This window comes from Oscillibacter ruminantium GH1 (assembly GCF_000307265.1).
In the GTDB taxonomy this organism is placed as follows: domain Bacteria; phylum Bacillota; class Clostridia; order Oscillospirales; family Oscillospiraceae; genus Oscillibacter; species Oscillibacter ruminantium.
Genome location: NZ_BAGW01000046.1, coordinates 1 through 502, shown reverse-complemented (window position 1 = coordinate 502; position 502 = coordinate 1). Strand labels below are relative to the sequence as shown.

The following is a 502-nucleotide window of genomic DNA, read 5'->3' as shown; positions in this document are numbered from 1 at the left end:
CAAGATGCAACTCCGCTTCATCAAAAAGGAAATTCATCTGCCCGGTCAGCTCTTCGTGGCTCTGTTCTGAGGATGCGCCGAAAACCTTTTTCTTGGCAAGGCGCATTTGCTCCATAAGCCAACTCACCTGCTGGGACAGACTCTCATTTTCCTTGCGGAGAGCATCGTATTCCACACGTGAAATGGAGACCATTTCAGCGTTACTTGTGTTGGTTTTTGTTATCATTTCCATGCTAAAATTATAGCACAAAAAGCCGCACAAATCCAGATTTTTCAATGCTTTTACGTATTAAACCATGCTCAATCCAACCACTGGCTGGTGTGCTTTTGGCTGCTCTACTTTTAGTCCCTCCATGAGCCAGCGATACTGCTGGAGCGTCAGGGTTCGGACTTCGGTTTCACTTCTTGGCCACTGGTATGCGCCCTGCTCCAGACGCTTGTATAGAAGGATAAATCCGTCCTTTTCCCAGTAGAGGCCCTTAATCCGATCTCGCCGCCGTCC

The 502-nt window shown here is 48.2% G+C and carries 2 protein-coding genes; both read right to left on the bottom strand.

Translation table 11 applies throughout. The features are described 5' to 3' along the window. Nucleotides 1-115 (bottom strand): IS66 family transposase (locus ON16_RS16075; protein WP_274531941.1); only part of this gene is annotated, 115 nt, incomplete at its 3' end. A gap of 174 nt (nucleotides 116-289) precedes the next feature. Further along, a partial coding sequence (gene tnpB, locus ON16_RS00045) for an IS66 family insertion sequence element accessory protein TnpB (protein ID WP_040658437.1) occupies nucleotides 290-502 on the bottom strand: 213 nt, incomplete at its 5' end.